Origin of the sequence: Myxococcus sp. CA040A (assembly GCF_013336725.1) — a bacterium.
Lineage (GTDB): Bacteria > Myxococcota > Myxococcia > Myxococcales > Myxococcaceae > Myxococcus > Myxococcus llanfairpwllgwyngyllgogerychwyrndrobwllllantysiliogogogochensis.
The window spans coordinates 733,032-755,315 of the sequence record NZ_JABUMR010000002.1 but is presented as its reverse complement, the minus strand read 5'-3'; the positions used below and the strand labels follow the sequence as shown (position 1 = coordinate 755,315).

General features: G+C 70.6%; 5 protein-coding genes. All 5 read right to left on the bottom strand.

Annotation, left to right across the window (positions count from 1 at the left end; translation table 11 throughout):
• Genes HUA75_RS09860 through HUA75_RS09840 form a run of 5 tightly spaced genes read right to left on the bottom strand, consistent with a single transcriptional unit; the run spans window position 1 to window position 22,192 of the window.
• Complete coding sequence (locus tag HUA75_RS09860; RefSeq protein ID WP_174486215.1) at window positions 1-4,479, bottom strand: type I polyketide synthase; 4,479 nt, start codon at window positions 4,477-4,479, stop codon at window positions 1-3.
• Window positions 4,469-13,984 (bottom strand): non-ribosomal peptide synthetase, encoded by a 9,516-nt coding sequence (locus tag HUA75_RS09855; RefSeq protein ID WP_174486214.1) that lies wholly within the window; start codon window positions 13,982-13,984, stop codon window positions 4,469-4,471. The genes HUA75_RS09860 and HUA75_RS09855 overlap by 11 nt, the downstream gene beginning before the upstream one ends.
• Window positions 13,981-19,344 (bottom strand): HAD-IIIC family phosphatase, encoded by a 5,364-nt coding sequence (locus HUA75_RS09850; protein ID WP_174486213.1) that lies wholly within the window; start codon window positions 19,342-19,344, stop codon window positions 13,981-13,983. The genes HUA75_RS09855 and HUA75_RS09850 overlap by 4 nt, the downstream gene beginning before the upstream one ends.
• Window positions 19,341-20,975: a radical SAM protein gene (locus tag HUA75_RS09845; protein ID WP_141643219.1), complete on the bottom strand. Its 1,635-nt coding sequence runs from the start codon at window positions 20,973-20,975 to the stop codon at window positions 19,341-19,343. Before HUA75_RS09845 ends, HUA75_RS09850 begins: the two co-directional genes overlap by 4 nt.
• Window positions 20,972-22,192 carry a MupA/Atu3671 family FMN-dependent luciferase-like monooxygenase gene (locus HUA75_RS09840; RefSeq protein WP_141643218.1) on the bottom strand — a complete coding sequence of 407 codons (1,221 nt, stop codon included), beginning with the start codon at window positions 22,190-22,192 and terminating at the stop codon, window positions 20,972-20,974. The genes HUA75_RS09845 and HUA75_RS09840 overlap by 4 nt, the downstream gene beginning before the upstream one ends.
• Window positions 22,193-22,284 lie beyond the last annotated feature (92 nt).

Sequence of the window (22,284 nt, the reverse complement as noted above, 5' to 3'; positions counted from 1 at the left end):
TCACCTTGCACCTCGGGATGGCTCGGGTTGCTGAAGCTGGGCGCGCGCTTCGTCCTCGGAGAGCGATTCGATCTCCGCGAGGAGCCGCGCGAACTCCGGGTCCTCCACCTCCGCTCCCGTGGCCACCGCGAGCGCCAGCGAGAGTTGGGCAATGGTCGGCCCCTCGAAGAGCACGCGCAGCGGCAGGTCCACCTGGAAGGTCGTCCTCACGCGGGCCAAGAGCTGCACGGCGGTGAGCGAGTTGGCTCCCAGCTCGAACAAGTCCTCGGTGGGTCCCGCCTCCACGCCCAACAACGCATGGACGATTCCGGCGAGCGCGGTGGAGATGTCCGCGCCACCAGGTGGAGTTCCCGGGGTGCTCGAGGCCACCGTGGAGCCCGGCGCCGTCGGAAGCTCCGCCACGCGGACCCATTGGCGCACGCGGTCCTCCAGGTCATCCCGGGTGACGACCACCCGCCGGAGCTCTGGGGCGCGCAGGACCTGGTCGAGCACCTGTGCGAGTTCGTCGTCCGCGAGCATGCGATTGCGCTGATTCGCGGCGATGCCGTCCGACCAGGTCGACGGTTGCGTCCCCCGGTGCCACCCCTCCCAGTGGATGGCCCTCCAGCGGGCCTCTGGTGGCGCCGCCTGGACGAAGGCATCCACGTAGCCATTCGCCGCGCCGTACGCGCCCAGTCCGAGCCCACCGAGGATGGGGGACATCGACGATGTCGTCAGGCGGAAGTCGACGTCCACGCCCTCGAGCGCGCGCGTCAGGGCCCGCACGCCGTCCACCCGAGGCGCCAGTTGTTCCTCACAGCGCTCGGGGGTGAGCTCCAGCAGCGCGCAGTGGGTCTCATCCCGGATGACTCCCGCCGCGTGGAAGACCCCGTGCAGCCGCCCATGCCGTCCAACGATGTCCTGGACGACGCGCGTCACCGCCGCCATGTCCGTCACGTCCGCCTGGACCACGTGGACCCGTGGGTCGACCGGCAGCTCACGCGACCTGCCGCGCGCCAGGGCGTAGACGGTGGCGTTCCACCGGTCGAGGAGCATGCGCGCCACGATGGAGCCGAAGCGCCCCGTGCCGCCGGTGATGAGATACACCCCGTCCTTGCGCAGGAGCGAGGGGCGCTCGGTCGACGGCGGCTCGACGTGGGGATGGACTCGGGTCCACACGTGATGGCCGCGGAAGGCCAACATCGGTCGAGGCGTGGCGCCCAGCACCTCGTCGAGCAGCGCCTTGCTCGCGGTGTCGAGCGAGTCACAGTCGAAGTGGGCTCCCCACAGCCCCGCGATCTCCTGGCTCGCGATGAGCGACAGCGGACCGAGCATCGCCCGCTCGGGCAGCACCGTCTCCGTTCCCACGACGTCGTGCGCCTGCTCGGTGAGGGTGAAGATGCGAGTCCCCCGCTCATGGGGTCGCCGTCCCAGGACGCGGATGAGGCTGAGCAGCCCTCGGAAGCAGCGGTCCCGCTCGTCCGCGCTCACCGGCCCCACACCCCACAGATGCAGGGCGCGCGCCGGGAGGCCACCGCGTGATGAGACGCTGTCGACCACGCGCCGCAGGTCTTCATCCACGCCCGCGCGCACGACGAAGCGGTGGTCGTCGAGCCGCTCGAACCCGCGACCTGGAACGACCTCCACCACCGCGTGGCCCTGCTCACGGAGCGCGGCGATGAAGCGCCGACTCGAGTCCTGGTCTCGCACGAGCGCCAGCCAGGGCGTCTGCGCCACCCACGCCAGCTCGGGTGTCACGGCCGTCCCAGCGGGGGCCGCGGACTGGACCTGCTGCCACGAGACCAGCCGCGTGGAGAGCGCCCGGGACGCATTCGCGGGCGCGACGGTAGGCACCCCGCGCCCGGCGGAAGGCTCCACCTGAGGCGTCGCGGACGACTCCAGCCAGTACGACGTCCTCGCGAACGGATAGGCCGGCAGTGGGACGCGCCGACGTGGCTCGCCGTCGTAGAGCTTCTCCAGGTGGACGGAGCGCCCCTGAGAGCGGAGTCGGCCGATGGCCTCCAGGACCTGGTTCAGCGCATCCCGCTCCGGACTCGCGCAGCACGCGACCGGCACGAAGGCATCCCGGTCGTACTGCTTCGCGGCGCTGGACAGCGCGCGCCCCGGCCCTACTTCCAGGGCCAGCAAGGGACCACTGCCCTGCCCCATGAGCCCCTTGAGAGTGCCCAGCGCGTCCACGAAGCGCACGGGCCTGCGCACCTGTTGGACCCAGTCGTCGCCTCTCCCCTGCGCGCCCTCCCCCACGCGCGCTCCCGAGGTGGAGGAGATGAACGGGATGCTCGGCGGCGCGAAGCGGATGGGCGCCAGGGCGTCTCGCAGCCCTCCGAGGATGGGCTCCATCAGCGCCGAGTGGAAGGCGCGCTTCGTGCGCAGCCGTTGCCAGGGGATGCCCAACCGGTCCAGTCCCTCGCAGAACCCGGCCAGCGCGACCTCCGGGCCGGAGACCACGGTGGCCGCGCGGCCATTCACCCCCGCGAGCGCGAGTCCCGGAATCAGGCGCTCCAGCACCGCCTCTTCTCCCAGCGACACCGCGACCATTCCTCCAGGCTGGGTGCTGACCATCAGTCGCCCGCGCGCGGCCACGGCCTCGAGCGCGACGCGAACATCCACCGTGCCGCTCGTCACCGCGGCGTTCCACTCGCCCAGGCTGTGCCCGAGCACCACGTCCGGCACCACACCCACGGCGCGCAGCGTCTCCGACAGTGCGTGAGAGGTCAGGAACAGGAGGGGCTGGAGCACGTCCGTGTCGTGCTCGCGCTCCTCGGCGCTCAAGGCCAACAGGTTGGGACCGCCGCGCCGCTCCAGGTGCCCCGCGAGGTTGTCGAACGTCTTCCGGAACAGCGGCAGGTCCCGACGAAGCTGCCGCGTCATCGCCGCCACTTCGCCCCCCTGTCCCGGGAACAGGAACGCCACGCGCGGCGGTCCTCCGGGCGATGGAGCCAACGGCTTCGCGGCGCGCAGCTTCGCGGCGACGGCGGAGGGCGTGTTCCCGACGACATCCAACCGGTACGGCAGCTCTCGTCGCCCCACATGCAGGGTGTAGGCGACGTCCGCCAGGGGCAGCTCGGTGTCGGACTCGAGCACGCTCGCCAGTCGCTCCGCCGAAGCCGTCGCGGCCTCGGACGTCGCCGCGCTGAGCGACACCAGGCGAGGACGCGGCCTCAGCTCCGCGACAGTTGCGCGCGCCTCCGGCGGTTCTTCCAGGACGACGTGCGCGTTCGTCCCGCCAATGCCAAAGGAGCTCACGCCCGCGCGAAGCGGCTCACTGCCTCGCTCCCAGACCATGGCTTGACGAGGCACGCGCAGCACGCGCTCGCTGGCCACCGTGAGCGGCGAATCCGTGCCCCCCAGCGTCAGGGGAATCCGGCGGTGCCGCAGCATCAGGAGCGCCTTGAGCAACCCGGCGATGCCGGCCGCCGACTCCGCGTGGCCCACGTTGCCCTTGCAGGAGCCGAGCAGGAGGGGCGTCCTTCGCGCCGACTGTCCGAAGACATCCCGCAGCGCGCGCAGCTCGATTTCATCCCCGAGCCTCGTGGCGGTGCCGTGCCCCTCCAGGTAGCTGATGTCCGAGGGCACGAACCCCGCCGCCGCGAGTGCGTCCGCGATGACGGCGCGCTGTCCTGCTTGAGAGGGCGCGGTGAAGCCCGCCTTGCCGTGGCCATCGTTGTTCACCGCCGAGCCCGCGATGACACCCAGGATGCGACTGCCTCGGGCGAGCGCGTCATCCAGCCGTTGAAGCACCACGACGCCCGCACCGCTGCCGAACAGGGTGCCATCCGCGTCGCTGGCATAGGGCCGGCACTGGCCGGTGGGCGACATCACGCCCCCCGTGGCCGCGTGGTAGCCCGCGTGCTGCGGAAGCCGGACGGACACGCCTCCCGCGAGCGCCACGTCGCACTCGCCATCCAGCAGCGCGCGACAGGCCAGATGCACCGAGACCAGGGAGCCGGAGCAGGCCGTCTGCACCGCGCAGCTCGGACCGCGCAGGTCCAACTTGTAGGAGATGGACGTGGGCAGGAAGTCGGCGTTGTTGTGGATGGCAATCGTGTCCACGCCGACTTCATCCCGGGCGTTGGTCGCCGCCAGGTTCTCCAGCAGGTAGCCGCTCGCGGTGGACGCGATGAAGACGCCCACCGCATGCTCGACCGAGGCCGGGGTGATGGCCGCGTCGTCGAGCGCCGCGTGCGCGCACTCGAGCATCACCCGCTGCTGCGGGTCCATCACCTGGGCCTCGCGGGGTGAGTAGCCAAACAACCTCGCGTCGAAGCAGTCCACCTCGTCGAGCGGTGCGCAGACGCCCACCCAATCAGGGGCACCGGGATGGATGCCCTTGAGGAGCGACTTCTCGGCCGCCTCGCGGGCGATGCGCTGGAAGCCGGTGCGTCCGGAGAGGAGCAGGTCCCAGTAGGCGTCCAGGTCGCGTGCGCCCGGGAAACGGCAGGCGGCGCCTACCACCGCGATGGCGGTCTCAGAGGTCATGGTCGTCCTGGGTGGAGGGCTCGGCCGACGTGGCGCGGGTGCGGCGTCTCTCGCGGCGTCGTCGGCCCCGCTCGCCCAGCGCGGCACCGGGAGCGGCCGACGGGGCCCCGTTGCGCAGGAAGGCGCCCAGCGTGGCCACCGTGGGGTACTGGTACAGGTCGGCGACGGTCAGCCCAAGCTCGGCCACCTCGAGGCGGTCGAAGACCTCCAGCATGAGCAGGGAGTGCCCGCCCAGGTCGAAGAAGTTCTGCTCGCGCCCCACCCGTTCGCGCCCGAGCACCTTGCACCACGTCTGGACGATGCGCTCCTCCACGGCATCCAGCGGAGCCTCTGCGTCCACATCGGGGATGACCGCCGCCTCCAGCGCCCTGCGGTCCAGCTTCCCGCTCGGCGTTCGGGGAAGCTGCTCCACCACGGCGAAGCGCGCGGGAACCATGTACGCGGGCAGCGCGCCGCCCACCCACGTCCGCAGCGCCTTCTCCGACAGGTCGGCGGGGGCAGGAGGTGGTGGCATCGGACGCGACGCACGCGGCGCCGGAAGTGGGCACGCCTTGCGCCACGCATGGAGCATCCACAGCTCCGCCTTGGACAGATAGCGGTGCGGAATCCAGCGCAGCTCGAACGTCTTGGGGATGAGGGCTTCGACCTGGGCCCGGCTCCCTCCGCGCTCCTCGACCTCAATCAGGAGCTGGTCGATGCGCTCCCAGTGCTGGGGCTCGATGCCTCGCAGCACGTCGATCTCCGCGCGCTCGACATCCACCTTGAGCAGATGCACCCGGGGCAGGGATAGCCGCTCCATCAAGGCGGAGACGGTGGTGACCTCCACCTCCGTCGCGCGTCCGACGAAGCGCGCCTCCGACAACCTGTCCAGCGCCTCCGAGGGCAGCACCGCGCCCACCTCGCGCCCCACGGACTCCGCCCCCGAGCGGAAGATGAGCGCATCCCACGCCTGGTCCGGGAAGAGCCCGGACTGCACGCTGGCCCCCGGGTAGAAGGTGAAGGTCCGCCGGCCCGGTGCCTCCGCCAGCGCCGCGCCGATGACGGTGGCCTCGCAGGCATGCAGTCGCAGGTTCTGCTCCAGCAACCGACGAAGCTCGTCCGCGGGCTCCACGGCGACGATGAGGGTTCGCTGCGCGGCATAGTGCGAGAAGAGAGAGAAGAGGCCGATGTTCGCGCCGACGTCCATGACGACCGCGTCATCCGGAAGTCCCAGGGCGATGGCGTCCTGACCGAACATCTCCGTGAAGAGGTAGTCGGACTCCGAGCGCTGATGCTCGAAGACCGCCAGCCCGTTGGGCAGCGTGTGCAGGCGCCCTCCCCGCAGCCATTGCTCGCGCTCGTCAGGCATGACGAAGGCGGTGAGGCGCTGGTGCTGCTCGTCGAAGATGACCGCCGAGGCCGCCACGCCAGGGCACCCATCCAGGGCCGCCTCGATTTCGGCGACCTCCACGCGCGCACCCCGGACACTGACCTGCTGGTCCGCTCGCCCCAGGTAGGTCAGCGAGCCATCGTCATCGAGGCGGCTGAGGTCTCCGGTGCGGAAGACGCGGCCACCGTCACCCGAGGGGTCCGGGAGGAACGTCGCCGCCGTGCGAGCGGGGTCATCCAGATAGCCGCGGTTGACGACCTCGCCTCCGACGTACAGCTCACTGAGGGCCCCCGTTGGCACCGGACGCATGCGTGAATCCAAGAGCGCCGCGCTGCTGCCCGAGATGGGGCGACCGATGGGCGGTGCGCGCCCCGTGTCGTCGACCTCCGTCCAGGTGTCGTCACAGGCAATCTCAGAGGCACCGTACAGGTTGATCAGCCGAGCCGAGGGGAGCCGCTCGCGGAACTGGCGGACGACCTCCGAGGGGAGCGCCTCACCACTGGCAATCCACAGCGACAGGGAGCCCAGTCGCTCCTCCAACGGCGCGCGCACCCGGACGACAGCCGCGAGCAGCGAAGGGACGATGATGATTCGCGTGACACGGTGGCGCGCCAGCTCCTCCACGAACACGTGAGGGTCCTTCAGCGCGTCGTCCGAGAGGATGACCTGGGGGACACCCGCCAGCAGCGGGCCGACGATCTCCTGAAGCGAGTCCCCGAAGCTGAGGGGCGTCTTCTGGCAGCACACCTCGTCCGCACGGTAGGGGAAGGTCACCTCGCGCCAGGCCGTGACTGCGAGCGTGGCCCGGTGCGTGCCCATGACGCCCTTGGGACGTCCCGTGGAGCCCGACGTGAAAAGGATGTATGCGAGGCCGTCCGCGAAGACCTCGACGTCTGGCGCGGACAGCGGCTCGCCCGTGGCGAAGGCGTCCACGTCGATCAGCTCGGCGGTCAGTTGCCGGGCCTCGTCCGGAATGCGGTCCGCGAGCCGACCCACCGTGAGGACGACAGGAGGCTTCGCCGCCGTGAGCATCTGTTCGATGCGCTTGCGCGGATACGACGGGTCCAGCGGCACATACGCGCCCCCCGCCTTGAGCGTCGCCAGGATGCCGACGACGGATTGAATCGAGCGGCCGATGAAGAGGCCCACGGGGACCTCCGGGCCCACGCCTCGCTTCACCAGCGCATGGGCGAGGCGGTTCGCCCACGCATCCAGTCGCGCGAAGCTGACCGAGGTCTGCTCTTGGAGGAGCGCCGTCGCATCGGGACTCCGACGCACACGTGCCTCGAAGGCACGGTGGACCGTGGTCTCGCGATAGGCCGCGGCCCGGGGCATGGATAGGACGGACCCGCCGTCGGCGAGCGCCAGGTCTCCGACGCGGGTGAGCGACGCGTCGACAAGTCCCACGAGGGCGCGGCGCAGGGAGCCGAGGACGGACCGGGCGCGGGCCTCGGACATGCGCGTGGGGTCCCAGGCGAGTTGGAGCTCCAGTCGTTCCCCCGGGATGATGACCAGCGTGGCGGGATAGTGGGAGCGCTGCACCACATCCACCCCCTCCAGCGTGAGCTCCGAGGAGAGCGCGCGCAGGGCATGCTGGACGGGGAAGTTCTCGATGAGGACCACGTGGTTGAAGAGTGACTCCGTGGCGCGGAGCTGACTCCAGCGCTGAATCTCCGAGAGCGACGTCCCTTCATAGGGACCCCGAGCCAGGGCCTCACGCTGGAAGGCCGACAGCCAGACGCCTGGAGCCTCCGTGTCGGGGACGCGCACGCGCACCGGCACCGTGTTGACGAACAACCCCACGGCGCGGTCCACCCCCGGAAGGTCCGTGGGGCGACCGGAGACCGTCAGTCCGAACACCACTTCGGACGAGCGGGCGAAGCGCGCGAGCACCAGGCTCCAGCCCGCCTGCAGCAAGGTCCCAAGGGTGATTTCGTGTCGACGCGCCCCCGCGACGATGCGCGCCGTCTCCTCGACGTCCAGTTGCAGGGACACCTGCCCGTGCTCGCGCAGCAGCTCACCCGGGTTGCCGACTGGTCCGAGCCCCAGCGGGTCCGACGGCTGGGCCCCCGCGAGGGTGCTGGCCCAGAACGCACGCGTGCGCGGTCGCGACGGCAGGTCCGGGCGTTCGGAGGACTGGCGCGCGAGCAACTGCTGGAAGGCATCCGAGACACCGCTGCCTTCCAGCGATGCACCGGCGTACGTCCGCAGTAGATCCTCGACGACGGTGGTCACCGCCCAGCCGTCGACGATGAGGTGGTGGAAGGTCCAGAGCACCTCCCAGGCCTCGTCTTCGTGTCGCAGCAGCGACATGCGCGCGAGCGGCGCACGCTCCAGGTCGAACGATGCGACGCGCTCTCGGGTGGCGTACTCGGCGGCGGCCACCGCGCGCTCGGACTCGGGGATCGGACGCAGGTCGAGGACGGCGAGCGGCGCTTCGACGTGCCGATGAACGAGCTGGAGCGGCTCGGCCAGGTCTCGGAACTCGAAGCTGACCCGGAGGGCCGCGTGCCGCGCGAGGACGCTCGCCCAGGCCGCACGGTAGCGTTCCACGTCCAGCGCGCCCCGGAGCCGGAAGCGCATCTGATTCTCGTAGACCCCGGAGTCCGGCGCCGCGCGGACGTGGAAGAGCATGCCCCGCTGCATGGGGGTGAGGGGGAAGAGGTCTGGCGCGCCTCTCTCCCGGACCAGCTCCGCGAGCCGCGACAGCGGAATCTCTGGAGGCGTCAGGTCGAGCGCCACCTCGGGAATCGCGCGGGCCTCCGCCAGCAGCGCGCGCAGCTCCCGGGCGAGCCCCTCCAGCACCGTCGTGGCGGAGCCCCCCGGTGCACCATCCGCGCGAGTGAGACGCAGCTCCAGGCCACCCTCGACGAGCGCCGCGTCCAGCGCCAGGGGATAGGGCGCGGACGACGGCGTCGGAGGGCTCTCCCCCCTGAAGTCGCGCAGGCTCCGCAGGATGCCCTTCGGCTCGACGCTGGCGATGCGCCCCAGGTAGTTGACGACGGCGAGCGCTCGCGCCGCCCCGAGTCGACCCCGAAGCTCCGGGTCCTCGGCCAGATGGCGCAGCAGCAGATAACCCACGCCACCGGAGGGAACGCTCCGGAGTGCGGCGACGGCGGACCTGAGCTGATCCACCCGTGCGCGCCGGGGGTCCACCTGCACGGCCACGGGATACAGCGCGGTGAACCACCCCACGGTCCGCGATGTGTCGAGTCCGGGCGAAGAACGGCCGTGCCCTTCCACATCGATGAGGACCCGAGCGGTCCCCGTGGCCTCCGAGAGCAGTCGGGCCAGGGCCGCATACAACACAGCCAGCGGTGAAGCCCCGACGCGCCGGGCGACGTGAAGCACCTGCTCGGTCTCCGCTTCACTCAACTGGAGGACCGCGTTGCCAGCCACGGGCGAGGGCGGCAGTGCCACGCTTACGCCCGTCAGCTGCTCGCGCCAGTGGTCCGCCTCCGCGAGCCACGCCGGGTCCTTCGCGCGGGCCACGAGCTGACGGGCCCACTCCACGTACGGCGTCGAGGACGGCAACGCGGGCTCGTGCCCCTTCGTGAGGGCGTCATATGCGGCGAGCAGGTCCTCGCAGAGCGTGGGCCAGGACACCGCGTCTACCGCGAGGTGGTGGACGACGAGGACCAGGTCCCCACCTTCGTCCGGGCGGGAAGAAGGCACGAGCCCCGCCGCCAGCATGCGGCCTTCCAGTGGCTCCAAGGCCCGCGTCAGCAGGGCGCGCGCTTCGTCGGCCCCCGGGGCGACCGGCAGTCCGGTGAGCCTGGGGAGTGCGTCCGGCGGGAGGACGTGAATCAGGCCCGCGCCAACGTCGATGCGGGAGTGCAGGACATCATGCGCGGCGATGACGGCGTTCAGCGCCTGGACCAGCCGCGCCGTGTCGACTCCTGGCTGGAGCGCCAGGACGACGGACTGGGTCGCCCATTTCGGAATGCCTCCGCCGCCTTGTTCGAGGAGCCAGCGCTGGATGGGCGTCAGCGGAGCGGCTCCCGAGGCGGGCGCGACCTGCTGGAAGTCCCCCACCCTGGCCGCGAGCCGACGGATGGTCGGGTTCTCGAAGAAGTCGATGACCTCCAGGCGGATGTTCTCCGCGCGCAGACGGGCAATCACCCGGACGATGAGAATGGAGTCTCCGCCCAGCTCGAAGATGGACTCATCGATGCCGACCTCGCGCTGGCCCAGCACGTCGCACCACGCGCGAGCAATCGCACGTTCCCGCTCGTTGCGTGGAGCCTCCGGGGTCCGGTCGGAGTCCATGCGCTCGGGCACCGTCAGGCGCGCGCGGTCTATCTTCCCGCTCGGGGACCGGGGCAGCTCCTCCACGAGCACGATGGCCGTGGGCACCATCCAGCTCGGCAGCTCACGCGTGCATCGAGCGAGGAGCGCGTCCTTCAGCGCGACGGCGCGCGGCCCATCGACGACGAGTTCGCGCTCCGTGGGGACACACCAGGCGACGAGCCCCTCGGCGCCCCCCTGCCCCACGGGACGCGCGGCCACGACGGCATGGGCGACCAGGGGCTCACGAATGAGCGCGGCCTCGACCTCCGCGGGTTCGACCCGTGCGCCGCGAATCTTGAGCTGGCCATCCACGCGACCGTGGAAGATGAGCGCTCCGTCCGGACGGAGCGAGACGAGGTCTCCGGTGCGGTACATGCGCTCGTGACGCTGGAGGCTCGGGACACGCGCCCGCTGCCCCGCCACGCACCAGAGCGTGAAGCGCTCCACGCCGTCACTCGTCGCGATGGCGTAGGGAATCTGGTAGACGTGCAGGTCGACGCAACCGACCTCGGACAGCACCCCCGCCAGTTGTCGGAGCTGGGCCTCCGGTGCGCCCTCTTGCACACAGCGAAGGCTCGCGTCCGTGTACACGAGCGCCGGAAACACATCGGGCGAATCGAACGCCCGGTGCGGCAGCAAGAGCTGGAGTGAGAATCGTCCGCCCGGGCGCAGCACCTCCACGAGGTTGCGCAGGAACTCGCGCGGATGTGCCACGCGGTCCAGCACCAACGAGGAGAGCGCGAAGTCCAGCGAGCCGGGCACCAGGCCCGTGTCCGAGGAGAAGCGCGCCATGGGCGTATCCACATGCGCCTGGACGACCCGGTGGCCCCTCAGCCGGGCGCGATGCACCTGCCAAGGGCCAATGTCCACGCCCGTGACGTCCGCACCCGCCGCCCGCAGGGTGTCGAGCACCTCTCCCCCGCCGAAGCCCAGGTCCGTGCCCTTGAGGCCCTGGAAGCCGGCGACGCCGAGCAGATGCGCGAGCACCGGCTCCTCCAGACCTCGACCGTTGACCAGGTCATGCGAGCCCTCCGCGAGATAACGGAGGAAGCCATGTCGGTTCGCTTCGTCCGCCAGTCCCGCGGCGAGTTCGCGCGTGCGCTGGACGATGTCCTCGGGGAGCCCCTGCACCATCGGGTCGAAGGCCTCCGGGTCCAGGCAGCGACGTCGCAGAGACGCCGCTTCGATGGGCGTTCCGGGGCGCGAGGTGATGAAGGACTCGACGGCGTGCACCGCGGCCGGATGGTCCAGGTCGACCGGAGGAGGAAGCTCGTCCACGAACGGATTCGGGAGGAACCGCTCGGAGGTGATGTCCGGACGCCCGAAGTAGCCCATCGCGACGCCCGGGCCGGACAGGTAGAGCTCGCCCCGGACACCGCAGGGCACGGGCTCGCCCCGCGCATCCAGGACATAGGCCCGGGAGTTGTCGAGCGGCAGGCCGATGGGAACCGTGCCTGACGTCTCGTCGAAGCTCTCTCCCAGGTCATGCGCCGTGGAGTACACGGTGTACTCGGCCGGGCCGTAGGCGTTGCACAGCCTGCGGCGTCCCATCCACCGCTGGACCAGCGCGGGAGGAAACGCCTCCCCCACCACCACGAGCCAGCTTTCGAGTCGCGCGGGCACGAGCGACGGGTCCACCCGGGCGAGGAACGAGGGCACCACCACCGCGACGTCGACGGCATCCTGGACGAGCACGTCCGCGAAGGCCTCGGGCGTGCGCCGCTCGTCCGGAATCATCACGAGCGTCCCGCCATTGAGCAGCGCCATGGCCGTCTCACCGACGATGGCGTCGAAGCTCACTCCGGAGAACTGCGAGACGACGCTGCCAGGACGGATGCCGAAGTAACGGGCCTGCCACTGCGCCAGGTTGAGCAACCCGCCGTGGGCGACCTCGATGGCCTTCGGACGTCCCGTCGAGCCGGACGTATAGACCAGGTACGAAGGCGCCTCGGGACCGAAGGCCGCGTCAGGTGGAGTGGAGGGGCGAGCGGAGATGGCGCGGGACTCGTCATCGAGCATGACGATGGGGGACATCAGCGTCACGGGCAGGCCATCCACCAGGGCCGACGTCGTCACCACCAGACCCGGCGTCGCGTCCTCGACCAGCGCGGCGATGCGCTCGGTGGGCAGGTTGACGTCGAAGGACACATAGGCCCCGCCCACCAACTGCGTGGCCAGCATCGCGACGATGAGCTCGGGGTCGCGCGTCAGATAGAGCGCGATGCGGACACCCGGGCGCGCGCCATAGGCATGCAGGTGATGCGCGAGACGCGAGGCCCGTTCGAGCAGCTCCTGGTACGTGAAGGAGCGCTCCCCTGCCCGGAGCGCCACCACGTCCGGATGCTGGCGCGCCACGCGGGTGAAGCGTGCGCCGACGTTGGGCTCTTCCGGAAAGGGCTGCTCCGGCCCGCGCAGGCGCGTCAACTGGTGGCGACGCTCCTCCTCGGAGAGCAGCGGCACGGTGCCGACCGTGAGGTCTCCCGGCTCGACCAAGGCGACGAGGGCCCGCAGGAACATCCCCAGGATGGCGTCGACCGTGGCCGCGTCCAGCACCGCGGTGCGGAACTCCGCGGTCACCGCGAGTTCTGACTCCTGGGGATGGACCCGCAGGAAGAGGTCGAAGGGCGACTGTCCGGGATGGACGACGCGCAAGTCCACCCGGGCACGCCCCAGGCGAGCCGCGCCTACCGGAGCACCGTCGTGCACGAAGGCCACCTGCGACAGCGGATGCGTCCTCACATCCGGGCGCTCTCCCGCCAGCGCGACGACGCGGTCGAAAGAGAGGTCCCTGTGCGCGAGCGCGCCCTGGGTCACCTCGCCCACCCGGGCGATGAGCTTCGAGACAGACAGGTCCTCTCCGGCCTGGAGCCGCAGCAGCAGCGTGTCCACCAGGTTGCCGACGACGCGCATCGAATCGGCGCGCTCACGCGCGGCGAAGGACGTGATGACCGCGACGTCGTCCTGCGCCCCCAGCCGGTGCAAGACGACTTCGAAAGCGGACAGGAGCACGACGAACGGCGTCGTCCGATGCTGGCGCGCGACGTCGTCGATCTGTCTCCGCAGTCCTGTGGGAAGAGAGAGGACGAGCGTCTCAGCACGGTCATCCCCGGACCGCCCCGCGCGAGCGAGGTGCGCCAGGGGGGACGCGGGAAGTGCCCCCACGAGGGGTGCCCAGTAGCGCTCCAGCGCTTCGCGCCTTTCGGGCGACGGCTCCGCCAGGGCGCGCGCGACATAGGCCCCGTAGTCCTCGGCGGGAGAGAGACACGCGGGCCTCCCGTCGAGTTCGGCCTCATAGGCGGCGGTGAGGTCGTCGAGCAGAATGCCGCGAGACCAGGCGTCGAAGGCGATGTGATGCACGACGAGCACCAGCAGGTGCTCCTCAGGCGCCACCACGACGGCGAGCGCGCGCACCACCTGCCCCCGGCTCAGGTCGAACGGGAGCCGAGCGGCCCCCCGCGCGAGTTCGTCGGCCGCCGCCTCCCGCTCACCAGCAGGCAGCGCCCCCAGGTCGTGCACTTCCAGCACCAAGGGGGCGTCGACCACCTTCGGAACACAGGTGCCCTCCTGTTCCTCGTAGGCGGTGCGAAGGATGGCGTAGCGCTGGACGACGATGTCGAGCGCGCGCTGGAGGGCCGTCAGGTTGAGCGGACCTCGGACCCGCAGGGCGGCGGCGTTGTTGAACGTGCTCGTGCGCCCCAGGGCGCGGTCCACGAACCAGATGCGACGCTGGGCGCCAGAGAGGACGGGCGTGCGCGTGGGCGTGGCCTCCGCCTTACGCAGGGTGCGGGCCAGCTCGGCGATACGCTCGGGCGACAGCCCGCGAAGACGCTGGTTGAGGTCGTTCATGGGCGGGCGTCTCCCTGCTGCCGTACGGCGTCGCCAAGGACTCCATCCGCGTCGAGCTTGATGAGCGTCTCCACGACGGCGTCAGCCAGCCCGGCCACCGTGGGCGCATCGTGGAGCCGGTTCAACGCGACATCGATTCCGAAGTCCCGATGCATGTGCCAGAGCACCTTGAGCGCCAGCAGCGAGTGGCCACCCAGCGCGAAGAAGTTGTCATGGGCGCCCACGCGGTCGACTCGCAGGACGATGCGGAAGATCTCCGCGATGCGCTCTTCCACCGACCCGTCCGGCGCCACGTACGCGCCCGCCGAATCGGGCCGGGCGGTGGACGTCTGTCGCATCGCCTGGAGGATGGCCGCCGAGGTGCTCCGCTCGGCCACGGGGACGGGAATGCCCGCGAAGCCGCTGCCCCGGTCATCGACAGCCGCTCGCGGTGGGGCAGCGTGGGGCGCCTGGGGAGCTTCGGAGAGGACCGCATCCAGCGGCACCTCCCAAGTACCCGCGTCCCCGTCGAGCACACCGCCCAGGCCCGCCAGGAAGGCCATCGCTGGCTCGTTGCGCACCGTCCGCTGGTAGTTGAAGCGCAGCGCGCCAAGACTCCGACGCCGCGCCAGGGACTGGAGCTCCGCGAGGAGCTTCCCCTCCACGCCGCGCCCCAGCACACGGCAGCTCAGCGCCATGGCCTGGACCTCCAGCGTGTTCGCCCCCTGCGCGGTGACGAGCGCGCCCGTCAAGCCGTAGGCGCCGAAGCGGTCCTCCACCTCGACGACCCAGCACTCGGGTGCGCCGTCGCGAACGAACGCGGCGACCTGGGACTCGTCGTACCGGGTCGCGGACAGGTTGAACTGGTTGGTGCGAGCGAAGAGCTGGGCGACGCGCGCGACATCGGCCTCCTCCGCCGGGCGGAAGTTCACACGAACGGAGAGCTCCGCCAGGAACGCGGACAGGCTGGGCGCGCGCTGACGAAGCTCGCGGCGGTGGGCCTCTTCCCGATAGCGCTCACCGCGCACCCGGTCCTCGGCGGTGACAGCGGGCCGGTCCAGCTCCCAGAGGTGCTCCAGCACCATGGCCTGAGCCGCCTCGTCCGAGGGGAGCTGCACCACGGTGACCTCGGGACACGCGGCGGAGATCTCCGCGCAGACCGCCGGGTCGTCATCCACCATGACGAACGCGTCCAGGCCCAGGTCGAGTTCCTCGGCCAGGCTCTGGAGGTTCTCGGACTTGGGTCGCCAGTTCACACGACGGGCGGTGACGTCGCGCGGCGTGAGCACCATGTCGGCGTGGGAGAAGGCGGCCGCCACGTCCGCGTCGATGTTCTTGCTGCACAGACACACCACGGTGCCCTCGGAGGCCAGCCGGCGCGCTGTGCGCTGCAGGGCCTGCTTGTTCGGAGGAACGCGGAGTCCTCCTTCGCCTCCGCACTCGCCATCCCAGAGGGTGTGGTCGCAATCCAGGACGAGCACCTTCCTGGGCGGACGCGCACGGCCACGAACCTGTCGGAACAAGACGGTGCCCAGCGCGGCGAACCAGTCCTCGATGAACGGCACGCGGCCCAGTTCGTCCAGATAGGGCTCACGCTCTCGCGTGACGCCGTAGTGCTGGCCCAGCGACGACAGGTCGAGCACCGCGACGGCGCGGTTCACCTGGGACAACCCGAGCAGGACCTCCCGCGCGCGAGCAATCCCGGCGGCCCGTGCTGGCGTGGGATTATCCGGGGCCGGGCAGACGGCGACGAGCAGGTCCGCGCCGCTCAGGTCCAACCCCTCCACCACGGAGGCGAACGCGGAGACCCGGCCGAACTGGCCGTCCGCCGTCACCCAGGCGTCGGCATCCACCACGATGACACCCAGAGTCCCCGAACCGGCGCGGAGGGGACTGTCGGCGTCGAGCAACTGCTGTTCAATCTGGTCATAAGCCCCGAACTCGACGGAGAGCGGGAACGCGAGCCGCGCCGCCCAGTGTTCGAGCGACTCGGCCACGGGCTCGATGGTGAAGTTGGCGGCGATGGCGATGCGCCGGGCCACCGCCCTGGGAACGACAGCGGACAGTTCCCGGTCCAGCTCCTGGACGACCTGCTCCGGCGTCGAGAGCACGGCACCGAGCGCACGTACATAGCCGTCAAGAAGCCGCCGGGCCGTCGACTCCCGGAACAGCTCACTGGCGTATTCCAGTGACAGGTCGAGCACACCGTCCGCGCCGGGCGTGGCGATGAGCCGCAGATCCAACTCCGCGGTCTGCGTGTCCACCACGGAGGCCTGGGCGCGCACCGCGTCGGGAAGCACCGACAGCAGGTCGTGGTACCAGAGCCCGACGTTGTAGAGCGGGTTGCCACGCAAGTCCCTGCGAGGGTTGACGGCGCGGACCATCTCCTCGAAGGGGAACTCCGAGTGGGCCAGCGCTCCGGAGAAGACGCCCTTCACGCGCTCCACCAACTCACGCAACGCGAGCCCCTCCGGCAGGGCCACGCGCAGGGGCAGGAAGTTGAGGTGACAGCCCATGAGTCGGGCCGCCTCGCCACCCGGAGGCTGCGCGATGACGGTGCCGAACACCACGTCGCTCCGGCCCGAGACGGTCCGCAGCACCGCCGCGAGCGCGGACGCGAGCACGATGAAGGGCGTGACGCGGGCCTGCTCGGCCGCCGACACCACGCGCGCCCAGGTGACGCGGTCCAGCACCGTGCCGCATCGCGCCCCCCTGCCCCGCATCGCCGCCGGTCGCTCCCGGTCGATGGGCAGCGGCATCGCCTCCGGAGCGCCACCGAGGACCCCGCGCCACCACGTGGCTCCCGATGCTCCCGAGCGCGCGGCGCGAGTGGCGGCCTCCGCGCACGCGGTCAGGTACGCGGAGTCCAGCTCGGTTCGAGGCCGGACCTCGCTGACGGAGGCGCTCAACTCCTCGATGAGTCCGGTCACCGCCTGTCGGCCTCCCCAGCCATCACAGACGATGTGATGGATGGTGAAGATCAACGTCTGTCGCGTCCCAACGGAGCCCGCCGAGGGAGCCCCACTGTAGACGAGGAGCGCACGCGCCAGCGGCCCCGCGAGGTCGAACGGCGTCGAGACCTCCTCCCGCGCGAGGGCATCGAGTTCATCCTCGCCCTGACACTTCAGGGTGGAGAGCGGCACCGTCCCCCTCGCCGCCACTCGCTGTCGGGGAGCACCGTCCACCACGTCGATGGACGCGCGCAGCGCGGGCTGACCCGCCGCGAGCCGAGCCAGGGCCTGTTCGAGCCGTGGCACCGTCACGTCGGCGCCAAGCTCCAGGCGCAAGCCCACATGGTAGAAGGCATGTCCCGGCCGCAGCTGCTCCGCGAACCAGATGCGCTGCTGCGCCGGAGACAAGGCACCGGGCTCCAGCCGCTCACCCGGAGTCATCTCCAACCGCCGACGCTCCTCCAACTTCGCGGCGAGCTGGCGCGGCGTGGACGCAGTGAAAAGGTCCGCGACGTCGAGCCGCACCCCCGTCTCCTGCCGCACCCGCGCCAGCAGCTCGTGCGCGGAGAGCGAGTCACCGCCCAGGCTGAAGAAGTCCGAGTCAGCCCGCGCCCCGCGCCCCTTCCCCGGAAGCACCGAGGCGAAGCAGTCGAGGATGCGGCGGATCTCCGCGTCGACAATTTCCACCGGCTCCGGTGCCACCACCGGCGCGGTGCTCAACCGCGTGAGCGCGCCCTCCAGGAAGCGCCGGCGGACCTCGCGGCGACGAATCTTCCCGCTGGTGGTGCGCGGCAGGGAACCCGGCTTGACGAAGACCACCTCGCGCAACCGGACGCCATGGTCCTGTCCCGTGCGCTCGACGATGCGCTCCAGCAGGCCCGCGCCCCCATCCTCTTCCAGCGCCACGGGGTCGATCTCATGAACGAGGATGACCGCCTCTTCTCCTTCGCTCTCGACACTGAAGGCCGCGCCACACGCGGGACGCAGCGGCGGAAACGCAGTCTGTACCGTGCGCTCCAGGTCCTCCGGGTGGTGGTTCTGTCCCCGGACGATGATGAGGTCCTTGAGGCGCCCCACGATGAACAGCTCGCCCTGCTTGTCGTGGAAGCCCAGGTCACCGGTGCGCAGATAGCGTCGGTCATCCCCTGGCAGACGCGCGGACAGCTCCTCCGCGTCCTCATGGCCCAGGTAGCCCCGGACGACGGAGGGGCCCGAGACCCAGACCTCTCCCACGACGCCCTGGGAGCACGGCCGTCGGTGTTCCGGGTCAACGACCTTCACCTCCATGCCGGGCACGGGTCGACCACAGCCCGTCAGCGTGACCTGTCGTCCATCGCTCTCGCTCGAGCGGACGGCACGGCCCTCCTCCAGCGTGTCGCGCTCCAGGCGCAGCGAGGTCGGCGCCAGCGCGGGCGGCTTGCCCGACACCATCAGCGTGGCCTCGGCGAGCCCGTAGCACGGCAGGAACGCTTCACGCCGGAAGCCATGACGGGCGAAGCGCTGGGCGAACCGGTCCAACGTCTCCGCACGCACGGGCTCGCTGCCGTTGAAGGCCACCTCCCAGCTCGACAGGTCCACGCCCTGGAGCTGCTCGTCCTGGATGCGCCGGACACAGAGCTCGTAGGCGAAGTCGGGGCCTCCGCTCGTCGTGCCGCGGAAGCGACTGATGGCGCGCAGCCACAGCACGGGGTCCGCCAGGAACACGGGCGGCGAGAACCAGAGACACGGCAGGCCCGCGTAGAGCGGCTGGAGCAGGCCGCCGATAAGCCCCATGTCGTGGTAGGGCGGCAGCCACGTGACGACGCGCGAGTCGGGACGGTGGCCGAACGCCTCGCGGATGGCACGCTCCTGGGCGCTCAGGTTGCGATAGTCGATGAGCACCCCGCGCGGCTCGGAGGTCGACCCGCTGGTGTACTGGACCAGGGCGATGCGGTCCGGGTCGAACGGCCTGCGATACGCCTCCGCGGGCAACGCCTCCGCCACCGTGTCGGTGTCGATCCACGGGGGCAGCAGCTTCACGCCCTCGGGGTCCGCCTGCCGCATCGTGGACACACCGAGCACGGCCTCCGGCAGGGCATCCATCAACACCACGGCCAGGCGTTCGCGCGCGCGACGGCCACGCGGAGGCGGAACGGGAATCGCGGCGACGCCGGCCTGCATGCAGGCCACCAGGGCGACGAGCAGCTCGATGCGCGGCTCATCGATGAGCAGGGCCCGCTGCGCACCCGCCGCGATGAGCCGGGCCGCGATGGGCCGGGCGCGCAAGTCCAGGTCCGTCCAGGTGCAGTGCTGCTCGGCGCCGTCCGCGCCCATGAACACGTAGGCGACCTCGCCCGGACGCTCCACGGCGCGCCGGGCCAGCAGCTCGCACGGGTCGATGACTCCAGGCTCCGGAGGCCAGCCACTCGCATTGCGCGGGGTGTCGTTCATCGGGTCGCCTCCACGCCGCCACCGAGCACGCTCCACCGGGCCTCGTGACCAAGGGCCTCCCAGCGGGCATCGGCCGAGCGCCACTGCGTGAGTGAGTAGGGGTTGGGAATCTCCAGCTCCTGCATGGTCGCCACGAAGCGCTCCAGGCGTTCGAGCCGGTCCCCGGGGGACAGCCCGTCATCGACCATGGAGGCCTCCACCCGCGTCAGCTTGCTGAGCTCGGAGCCGAACCGGGGCCTGGACGCGCCGGAGTCCTTGAGCCGGGTCGACGAACCCGCCAGGCCCTTGGGGTGGTACTGGAAGAGCCACGCGTCGGCGTCGTAGATGTTCGTCCGGTTCTCCCGGAGGAACGTCAGCGTGTCGTTGAACTCGGAGAGCGTCTCCCCCGGGTAGCCGGCAATCCACAGCGTGCTGGTGCGCACGCCCGCGTCGCTCAGCGCCTTGAGCGCGCGAGCCATCGTCGGCGGGTCGGTCTTCTTCACCATCTCATCGAGGATGCGCTGGCTGGCGGACTCCAATCCCAGCCGCGCACGGAACAGCCCCGCGTCGCGCCAGCGGGCCGCCTTCTCCGCGTCCAGGCAGGTGCGGTCCGCGCGCACGTAGCAGTCGAAGTGGAGCTTCGCGCCGCGCTGGATGAGCGCCTGGGACAACCCATCCAGGATGGGGTTCGACAGCGAGTCACAGAGGTAGAAGGAGTCCTTCCGGTACCGCTGCGAGAGCATGACCATCTGGTCCGCGAGCCTGTCCGTCGGCAGCTTGCGGTAGCCCTTCCAGAAGACGGTCTCCGCGCAGAAGGAGCACTCGAACGGGCAGCCGCGCGACGACGCCGCGGAGAGCTGGAGGTAGCGCGACACCTCCAGGTGTCCGTAGTCCGGGTCCGGCAGCTCCGCGAGTTGGAAGTCCTGCCGTGGCCCTCCCGCGCGCAGACGCGCCACCTCTCCTCCGAGGATGCCGGGCGGCAGGTCCGGCTGGTCCAGGATGGAGACGAAGTGCTTCTCGCCTTCGCCAATGACGTAGTAGTCGATGAAGTCGTGCGCGGAATGGAACGCGGCGACCTCCGCCGCGCTCGACGCGATGCCCATGATGGGCCCGGGGCCCCCCACGACGGTCCGCCCTCCCTTCATGAGCGCCTTCGCCCGGCGCAGCAGGAACAGCGTCGCCGCCCACGTGGAGTTGAAGAGCGAGCAGCCGATGACCTCCGGGCGCGTGGTCTCCACCAGGTTCTGGAAGATGGAGCCGACCCTGGCGTACAGCTTCGCGAAGAGGGCGTCGAACGGCGCCGTCTTCAGCCGGGGGACCACCGTGTCCAGTGGCGCCGCGGTGACGTTCAGCACCTCCGCCACCAGCTCCCGGTAGTCGGGGCGCGCGCGCCCGTAGAGGTAGACAATCTGGTGCATCGCCAGCAGGTCCGTGGCGTTGCGCTCCGCGTTCCAGCGACGCCACTCCGGGAACTGGCGCTCCAGCTCGTCGAAGTAGGCCCGCTGGACGGAGAAGACCTCCGGGACGGTGTTGAAGTCGAACAGCGAGACTTCGTGGCCAAAGCGCTCCGCGTAGGCCTTGAGCGCGCTCACGCCCAGCGGCACGCAGATGGGGTCCCAGAAGTGCGGAACGATGAGCAGGGCGCGGCTCACGGTGAGGCCTCCCGTCGGCGCTCCGCCTCGTCACGCACGCGCAACAGGTGCGTGAGCCCCTCGAAGACCTCGTCGCCCGGCATGCCGAAGTCGACGAGACATGCGACTTCGTCCACCCCCGCCAGGGAGAGGCGGTCCACGAAGCCCGCGCACTCCTCGGGAGTGCCAATCAATGACCGGGACTCCAGATAGCGGTCGGTGATGCGAGACATGATTGCCTCCTCGTCCAGCGCCGTGAGCCCCTCGACCGCCGCGCGGGCCTCGGGCTGGGCCATCAGGGAGTTGCGGCTCGTATGGATGAACGAGCGGAGGTAGGACCGCAGGGGGCCATGGGCCGCCGCTCGCGCCCTCCCCGGCTCGGGCCGCACGTGGGTGTGGACCGTGAGGGTGACGCGGGGCGGCCCCTCTCCGCTGAAGTCACGGCGGTACTCGGAGACGCACCGCCCCAGCTCCTCGACGTCCAGGTCCATCAAGCCCGTGAGGACGTTGAGCCCCAGCCGTGACGCATGCGCGAAGCCGCCCGACCGCACGACGGTCAGCCACAGGGGCAGCTCCCGCTGGAGCGGCCGGGGGCGCGGCGTCACCTCCACCATCTGCTGAAGGCCGTTGGCGCGTCGCACCGGCTCGCCTCGCCACGCGGAGCGCAGCAGCGCGACGGCCTCCGCCGTATGGCGATGCCGCTCCGCGAAGGCGTCCGGGGCCAGGACGAAGTCATCCGGGTGCCAGCCTGATGCCAGCGAGATGCCGACCCGACCTCCAGACAGATTGTCGACGACGCTCCACTCCTCCACGACTCGCAGCGGGTCATGCAGTGGCACCGCCACGCTCCCGGCGCGAATCCCAATCCGAGACGTCCGCGCCGCCAGCGCCGCCCCGAGCACCGCGGGATTGGGGAATAAAGAGCCGAAGTCGACGAAGTGCCGCTCGGGCGTCCAGATGGCGTGCAGGCCCTCCGCCTCGGCCAGCTCCACGCAACGCAACAGCAGCTCGTACTTCCGGGGGTCATCCGACGCCGCGCTGCTCGAGAAGAAGAACAGGCTGAACTGCAACGAGCGAGTCACGTCCACACGCGCGGCGAGCCTGGCGGGCTCCTCGACAGGAGGGGCCTCGGGGGTTCCGGCGAGCCGTCGGTGGTGCTCTCTCAACCTCCGCTGGAAGAGTTCACGTTTTTCGGTGCTGAGTGCATCGAGACGGCTTTTTACGGTGACACTGTCCATAAGTGTTTCCCGCCGCTTGAAGACAGACACCACTCACCCCGGGGAAGTACGTATGAACAGACGTTCCCACCCCGACGCCACGCCAACGGCTT